Source organism: Mesorhizobium sp. M4B.F.Ca.ET.089.01.1.1, assembly GCF_004022605.1.
Classification (GTDB): Bacteria; Pseudomonadota; Alphaproteobacteria; order Rhizobiales; family Rhizobiaceae; genus Mesorhizobium; species Mesorhizobium abyssinicae.
The window spans coordinates 1-783 of the sequence record NZ_RZOS01001043.1; the positions used below are offsets into that span (position 1 = coordinate 1).

General features: G+C 63.0%; 2 protein-coding genes. Both read right to left on the reverse strand.

The window, feature by feature from the left end; all coding sequences use genetic code 11:
* The coding region (locus EN780_RS35900) for a PAS-domain containing protein (RefSeq protein ID WP_189557078.1) at positions 1-345 on the reverse strand (345 nt) is incomplete at its 3' end.
* 174 nt (positions 346-519) lie between these two features.
* Positions 520-783 (reverse strand): DUF1236 domain-containing protein (locus tag EN780_RS35905; protein ID WP_128276581.1); only part of this gene is annotated, 264 nt, incomplete at its 5' end.

Sequence of the window (783 nt, forward strand, 5' to 3'; positions counted from 1 at the left end):
GCGCGCGACATGCAACTCGACTTCGCCCGGCCCGTATTCGCCGCGCTCGGCGTTGAAGCGAAACAGCATCTCCATCGACGGATAGCCGTTGGCGAAGAGGTCGTCCGGATAGTCGAGCAAGGTCCGCTGCCGTTGGTTGCAGATGACCATGTTGAGGTCCTGGTCGAACAGCGAGACGCCGCCAGGGAAATTCTCGATCACTGCCTCCAGCAACCGGATCCGTTCGCGCGAATGCTCGACCAGCTGCGCCATCCGGCCGATCGCTTCGGCGAGGCCCGCCGTGCCGGGGCTTGCCGGCACGCTTGCTTCCAATGCGCCCGCCGCGCCACGTGATGCCATCGCCATCGGCCGCTGACCCCCTCAGCAATCCCCGGAATATTCAGTGACGCTAATATGAAAGGATTGCCGCCGGATTAACGCGCTGCCGGTCGCGGCCCTCTTGTGCCGGTTTCCTGCATCGCGAACGAGAGAGGCCCGCCATGCCATACGGCGCGGCGGGCCTGGTGACGCTCGTGAACGTCAGGTCAGGATAATGACGATCTTCAGCGTGTCCGGATCGACGATGACGATCCTGCCGTCGGCCAGCACGAAATACTCGTAGGTCTCGTAGGCCGGAACGATCTTGACGATGCGCGGCGGCAGGCGATGCAGCCGCACCTTGTGCCGCGGCACTTCGATGCCGACGGAGATGTCGAAATCAACCCGGTCAACCGGCGTGATCTTCGTCTCGCGGATCACGTTGGTGATCTCGGTCTTCTGTTCGACCGTCACGTTGGTGATGGA